This window comes from Dietzia sp. DQ11-44 (assembly GCF_014145205.1).
Lineage (GTDB): Bacteria > Actinomycetota > Actinomycetes > Mycobacteriales > Mycobacteriaceae > Dietzia > Dietzia natronolimnaea.
This window is the reverse complement of the sequence record NZ_JAALEC010000015.1, coordinates 1-6,756: the sequence shown is the minus strand read 5'-3', so window position 1 is coordinate 6,756 and position 6,756 is coordinate 1. Positions and strand designations below refer to the sequence as shown.

The following is a 6,756-nucleotide window of genomic DNA, read 5'->3' as shown; positions in this document are numbered from 1 at the left end:
TCTCGGCGGTCCGGTGCCGTGGATCGCCGCCCTGGCGGTGGTGTGCGTGCTGCTCATCCCGCTCGCGCAGCGGCAACTGCGGTAGCCGGCCCGGCTGGCCCGCCCCGCCCCGGCCCGGCTGGGGCATCGAGAAGAGCGTTTCGCGCATTCGCACTCGAGAAACGTGTTCGGAATGCTCTTCTCGACGGGGTGGTGGGCTTCGACGGGGATAGGGGCTTCGACGGGGTGGTGGGGGCCGGGCTCAGCCCGAGTTCCGCAGCGCGGTGGCCAGGCCGTTCATCGTCAGCTGGATGCCCGTCCGCACGTCGGGGTCCCGGTCGCCCGCGCGGTAGCGCCGCAGCAACTCCACCTGCAGCACGTTGAGCGGCTCGAGATACGGGAACCGGTTCCGGACGGAGCGGGCGAGCGCCGGGTTGTCGTCCAACAGGGTCTCCTGCCCTGTCACGGCCAGCAGCATCTCGCGGGTGAGGTCGAACTCGTCGGAGATCACCCCGTGGATCCTCCTGCCCACCTCGGCGTCCGGGACCAGCTCGGCGTACCGGGCCGCCAGGCCCATGTCGGCCTTGGCCATGACCTGCGCCATGTTGGACAGCGTGGTGCGCAGGAACGGCCAGTCCCGGTAGAGGCGCCGCAGCGTGGCCAACCGTTCCTCGGCGTTCGTGCCCCCGGCGTTCGTACCCCCGGCGGCTGTGCTGTCACCATCGCCGGCATCCGCGTGACCGTCGGTCGCACTCCCGCCGGTCGCTTCCCCGCCGGTCGCATTCCCGCCGTCATCGATCCAGCGCTTGAGGGCGCTGCCCACGCCGAACCAGCCGGGCAGCATGACGCGGGACTGCGACCACGACAGCACCCAGGGGATGGCGCGCAGGTCGTCGACCGTCGAGGTCTGCTTGCGTGAGGTGGGGCGCGAGCCGATGTTGAGCTCGCCGATCTCGCTGAGCGGCGTGGAGGTGGTGAAGTACTCGATGAAGCCCGGGTCCTCGTGCACCAGCTCGGCGTAGGCCTCGCGGCCGAGCCGGGCGAGCGCGGCCATTACCGCGTAGGCCTGCTCCGCGTCGTCACCGAGACCCTCGACGTCGAGCAGCGAGACCTCGAGCGTGGCCGCCACCAGTGCCTCGAGGTTGCGGCGGGCGCGGACCGGCTCCGAGTACTTGGCGGAGATGATCTCCCCCTGTTCGGTGATCCGCAACGCGCCCTGCACCGCGCCCGGAGGCTGCGCGAGGATCGCGTCGTAGGAGTTGCCGCCTCCGCGACCCACGGCCCCGCCCCGGCCGTGGAAGAAGCGCAGGTGCACATCCGCACGGGCCGCCGCGTCGACGAGCGCGAGCTCGGCCTCGTAGAGCGACCAGTTGGCGGCGAGGTACCCGCCGTCCTTGTTGGAGTCCGAGTAGCCCAGCATGATCTCGAGCACGTCCTCCTGGGACCGCACCAGAGCGCGGAACTGGGGGAGTGCCAGGGCCGCGTCGAGCATCCGGGCCCCGCCGGCGAGGTCGTCGATGGTCTCCAGCAACGGGATGAGGCGCACGGTCGACCGGGGTTCGTCCGGGCTGCCGGAGAACAGTCCGACCTCCTTGAGGAGAACGGCGGGTTCGAGCAGGTCGGACACCGAGCCGCACATCGACACGATGTAGTGCGGCACCACGTCGGGTCCGAGTCCGGCGACCGCCTCCGCGGCGGCGCGCAGCACGCCCATCTCCTTGTCCGCGAACTCCGAGAGCTCCGCCCGGACGCCGAGCAGCGGTCGATCGTGGGAGAGCTCGCCGAGCAGGAGCTCGACGCGGGCGTCCTCGTCGAGCGCCGCGTAGTCCTCGGACACCCCGGCCAGCGCGAACAGCTCGGTGAGCAGGTCCTCGTGCGACTCCGAGTTCTGGCGCATGTCAAGGGACTGGAGGTGGAACCCGAACGAGTTGAGCGCCCACCGCAGGTCTCGCAGTCGCGGGGCGCGCAGCAGGTCGGACCCCACCGCGGAGAGCCCGGCGTCGATCGTCTCGAGGTCCGCCGCCATCTCCTCCGGGCCGGCGTACGGGTGGTCGTCGTCCAGGCCGATGAGCCGCCCCGCGGACAGCAGCACCGAGCGGGGCAGCGACGACCCGGTCGCGCGGGCGCGCGCGGCGAGCCGACGACGGACCACCCGGACCGCCTGGCGGAACGGCACGTCCTCCCGCGCCGGACTCCCCTCGACCTCGGTGTCCGTGAGGGAGTCGGCCAATGCGGCTATCCCGGAGTCGACCTCGACGATCCGGGCCGACATCGACAATTCACGCTCGAGCAGGCGCAACTGCTCGGCGTAGTGGCCGTGGAGCAACTCGGCCGCCCGGTCGGTGGCGAACCGCACCACCTCGCCGGTGACGTACGGGTTGCCGTCGCGGTCACCCCCGATCCACGAGCCGGGCCGCACGACGGCGCGGCCCTCGCACCCGAGGCGCTCGTCGATCTGGGCGTTGAGCGGAGGGATGACCTCGAGCAGGGTGGCCTCGTAGTACTGGAGCCCGGCCATCACCTCGTCCTCGATGTGGGGACGCTCGTTGCGGATGAGGGCGGTCTGCCACAGCGCGAGGACGAGCCGGCGCAGCTCGAGCTCGAGCTCGGCGAGCTCCGCCTCCGTCACGGGGTCCTGCTCCACCGAGCGCAGGCCGTCGCGACGGCCCATGAGGACGTGCACCCGGCGGGTGGCCTCGAACACCATCCGACGCCGGGTCTCCGTGGGGTGCGCGGTGAGGACCGGGGACACGCGGGCGGTCGCACGCACGGCCGCCAGTCGATCGTCGCCGTCCCCCTCCAGCAGGTCCGCCAACCGGGTCCACGTGACCTCCAGGTCACCGTCGGGCGGCGCCTCCCCGGCAGCCCGGTGCATCCGCCTGCGGCGCTCCTGGTGCAGGTCCTCCGCCACGTTGGCCAGCAGCGCGAACAGGGAGAACGCACGGATGACCGGAATGGCGTCGGCGGCGCTGATGTCCTTGAACAGGGCCGACACCTCGTCCCTGTCGGCCTCCGAGCGCCGGACCGCGAACGCCGTGCGGCGGGCCGTCTCGACGAGATCGAACACCCGGTCACCGGCGTGCTCACGGATCGTCTCACCGAGCAGGGAACCGAGGAACCGGACGTCGTCCCGCAGCGGGGCCACCGCCCGGGCGAGGGGATCGGTCCCCGAGTCGGTCGCGGGGTGATCCTGTGGGGTGTCAGCCATGGCCGCCAGGGTAGGCGGAGCATGTGACAGGCGGGTGAAACGTGGGATCGCGGGGGACCGGACGCCCGGCGGGCCGAACGGAGGTGGACCCCGGCCACGGAACAGGACGACACGGGGGACATCCCTGATGTACCGCGGCCCCGCGAGGCGCACACTGGAGGCATGACACAGCAGCCCGGATCCCCGCAGTACGGCGACCCCCGGTTCGGAGACCAGCCCGTGGCCGGGCCCGACGACCGCACCCCCGCCGCCCTCGCGCACGCGTCCAGCCTCATCGCCATGGCGCTGTCCGCCGGGTGGCTCTCCTTCGTGGGGCCACTCGTGATGTGGTTGATCTACAAGGACCGCAGCCCGTTCGTCCGACAGGCCGCCGCGGGGTCGTTCAACTTCAACGTCGGCCTGTGGATCATGAGCATCGTCGGGTGGATCTTCATCATTACCGTGATCGGCATCCCGATCGGCCTGGTGCTGTTGGCGGTCTCCTTCGTCCTCCAGATCGTCGGCCACCTGATCGGTACGGTGCGGGCCACCCGCGGCCGGATGATCAACTACCCGTTCCAGTTGCGCATCCTGAGCTGACGCCGCCGCTGCTCAGACCCCGGTCGGCTGCCGACCGTGGAGACTGTACTGCTCGAGCACCGAGTCGCGTAGCGCGCTGGTCAGCGGCCGGAACTCGTCGTCGTCGTCCCCTCCCACCAACGCGGCGCCGCCGCGCACGTAGACCTCACCGGGCCCGGTCCACGACTGCCGGCGCAGGTCGGGCTTGGCGATCTTCCGGGTCGCGGTGACCGGCATCGTCTCCATGATCCGCACGAAGCGCGGTGCCCACTTGGTCCCCATGTCGGGTTGGGTCCGGCAGAACTCGGAGAACGCGGCCGGGTCGAACGCCACGCCCGGCTCGAGCTGGATGGCCGCCATGACCTGGTCGCCCGTGCGGGGATCCGGCACGGGGTAGACGGCCACCACCAGGACGCCGGGGAAGCGGTCGAGGATCCGCTCGACCGGGCCGGCGGAGAAGTTCTCGCTGTCCACGCGGATCTTGTCCCCGGAGCGGCCGGCGAAGTAGAAGAACCCGTCGGCGTCCCGGTAGCCGAGGTCGCCGGAGTGGTAGACCTCGCCGATGTTGCGCTCGGCGGTGGCCTCCGGGTTGCGGTAGTACCCCTCGAACATGGCGGCGCCGGTGAGGTTGCAGATCTCCCCGATCGCCTCGTCGGCGTTGGCCAGGCCCCCGTCGGCGTCGAACTCGGCACGCGGGCACTCGCGGCCGTCCTCGTCGAGGATCGCGACGTCCATGTAGGCACCCGCGACGCCGAGCGCGTCCGGCGGGGTGTCCGAGGTGCGGCCGATCACGACCCCGCCCTCGCTGGAGCCGTACGACTCGCCCGGTTCGACGCCGAAGCGGCGGGCGAACTCGGCGCGGTCGTGGCTCGAGGCCTCGGTCCCGAAGACGGTGCGCAGGCGGGTCTGCTTCTCCTCCGGACGCTCGGGCTGGGCGAGGATGTAGGACAGCGAGCGGCCCACGTAGTTGACGTAGGTGGCGCCGAAACGCAGCACGTCGGGCAGGAACCCCGAGGCGGAGAACTTCCGACGCATCGCGAACGTGCACCCGACGAACGCGGCGGGGGCGAACGCGGCGAACATCGCGTTGCCGTGGAACATCGGCATCGCGCTGTAGGCGACGTCGTCCCTCACCAGGTTGCGGTAGTTGATCGTGCCGAGCATCGCGAGACGGCCGGTCGAGCACATGACGGCCTTGGGTGCGCCCGTGGAGCCCGAGGTGAACAGCAGCGCGAGCAGGGTGTGGGGGTCCCGGGCGGCGTCGTGGAGTCGGGGCTCCGCCCCGGCGTGTGCGGCCAGCAGGTCCTGCCACCCGGCCGAGTCCACGTCGTGCACGGCCACGACCCCTCCCGTCTCGTCGGCCAGGGTGAGGCCGTCGAGCAACCCGGCGCCGTGGGCGTCGGTGACGATCACGTCGCAGTCCACCCCGCGGATGTCCGAGGCCAGCTCGGCGCCCCGGCGGGTGGGGTTGACGCCGATGATCGTCACACCCGCCATGGAGGCCCCGGACAGGAGGAACAGGTACTCGGGGACGTTCTCCAGCAGGATGCCGACGTGCAGGTGGCGGAAACGCTCGGGACGGCCGGAGTACGCGTCGGCGTGCGTGGCGGACCAGTCGGACAGGATCGCGGCGCGGACCGCGCTCTCCGCCACGAACTCCCGCCACGTCCAGCTCGAGTCCTCGAAGAGGAGACCGGGATGGTCGTCGGTCGAGCGCTCGAGGAGGATCTCGCCGAAGGTCTCGTGACGCATGTCGTGGCCGGGGTTGAACCGAGGCGTGGTCATGAAGTTAAGTTAGCGCATTAGACGTCATCCGTCCGACGATGCGGAGTGCGATTCCCGGCGCGCGCGGACGCCACTCGCGCGACGATGGACACCCATCCCCCGCCCGGCAGGACTCCTTCCCCCGTGACCTCCCCTTCAGCGCACGCCCCCCGCCCACCGTGGGGCACCCGCATGCTCGGGCTCCAGCGGGAGGAACCCCCTCGACGGAAGCAGCGGGTCCAGCGGGTGCTCACCCGGATGCTGGTGATCACGCACGGGCTCGGGGTGGTGGGGGTCTGGATCGTGATCGGACTACTGCTGCCCCTCGAGCAGGTCATCTCCGGGCGGTTCAGCCCGGCGGCCCTGGTGGTGACCCCGGTGACCGCCCTGATCGGCATCGCCCTCGGGTCGTGGTGGCTCCTGAGGGTGGTGACCAACTGGATGAGGTGGGCCGAGGAGAGCCGGCCGCCGACCGCCGCCGAGCAGGCGCGGTGCCTGTCGGCGCCGCTCGGGATCACCCTGCGGACCGGGGCACTCTGGGCGGCGGGCGGGACGGTCGTCGCGGTGGCGTTCGCCCTCGAGGATGTCCAGGCCCTGTGGGTCGTCGCGGGCGCGATCGTGGTGATCGGGTCCCTGAGCTGTGGAACGGCCTACATCGTCGCCGAGATCGCGCTGCGGCCCCTCGCCGCGCTCGCCCTGGAGGCCGGGCCGACACTGCACTCCCCGGTCATCGGCGTGCGCGGACGGTTGCAGGCCTTCTGGGTGGTGAGCTCCGGTCTACCCCTCATCGGACTCGTTCTGCTCAGTGCCTACGCCGCGGCGAACAACCAATTCCCGGTCTCGCGGCTGGTGACCATCGTGGGGATCCTCGGCCTCGGGGCCCTCGCGGCCGGCTTCGCGGCGACCTGGCTGCTCGTCTCCGCCCTGCTCGCCCCGGTGTACTCCGTCCGCTGGGCCATGGAGGACCTCGCCGGTGGCGACCTCGACGCGCGCGTCGAGGTGTTCGACGGGACCGAGCTCGGGCAGCTGCAACGGGGGTTCAACCGGATGGCGGAGATGATCCGCGAGCGTCAGCGCCTGCGTGAGCTGTTCGTCCGCCACGTGGGCAGCCAGGTCGCCCAGGCCGCAGAGATCCAGGAGCCCCACCTCGGCGGCGACGCCACGTACGTCGGCGTGCTGTTCGTCGACCTGATCGGCTCCACCCGGCTCGCCTCCACGCGACCCGCCGGGGAGGTCGTCGAGACCCT

General features: G+C 71.4%; 4 protein-coding genes. 2 read left to right on the top strand and 2 right to left on the bottom strand.

Features of this window, described 5'->3' with window-relative positions; all coding sequences use genetic code 11:
• Positions 1–241: 241 nt before the first annotated feature.
• On the bottom strand, positions 242–3,187 hold the full coding sequence (gene ppc / locus G6018_RS00440; RefSeq protein ID WP_182638445.1) for a phosphoenolpyruvate carboxylase: 2,946 nt from the start codon (positions 3,185–3,187) through the stop codon (positions 242–244).
• A 162-nt stretch (positions 3,188–3,349) separates the two neighbouring features.
• Here ppc and G6018_RS00435 point away from each other — a divergent pair, with 162 nt between their 5' ends.
• Positions 3,350–3,766, top strand: a complete 417-nt coding sequence (locus tag G6018_RS00435; protein WP_179524076.1) for a DUF4870 domain-containing protein — start codon at positions 3,350–3,352, stop codon at positions 3,764–3,766.
• Between the two features lie 12 nt (positions 3,767–3,778).
• On the opposite strand, the gene G6018_RS00430 is transcribed toward G6018_RS00435, so the two are convergent.
• Entirely contained in the window at positions 3,779–5,530 is a 1,752-nt protein-coding gene (locus tag G6018_RS00430; protein WP_241731267.1) for an AMP-binding protein, read from the bottom strand.
• A 123-nt stretch (positions 5,531–5,653) separates the two neighbouring features.
• Here G6018_RS00430 and G6018_RS17615 point away from each other — a divergent pair.
• Positions 5,654–6,756, top strand: a 1,103-nt coding sequence (locus G6018_RS17615; protein WP_182638444.1) for a HAMP domain-containing protein, incomplete at its 3' end; no start/stop codon positions are given.

Bases quoted from the DNA above. Each gene is read 5' to 3' on its own strand.
- ppc (WP_182638445.1), bottom strand. From the start codon at position 3,187: ATGGCTGACACCCCACAGGATCACCCCGCGACCGACTCGGGGACCGAT.
- G6018_RS00435 (WP_179524076.1), top strand. From the start codon at position 3,350: ATGACACAGCAGCCCGGATCCCCGCAGTACGGCGACCCCCGGTTCGGA.
- G6018_RS00430 (WP_241731267.1), bottom strand. From the start codon at position 5,530: ATGACCACGCCTCGGTTCAACCCCGGCCACGACATGCGTCACGAGACC.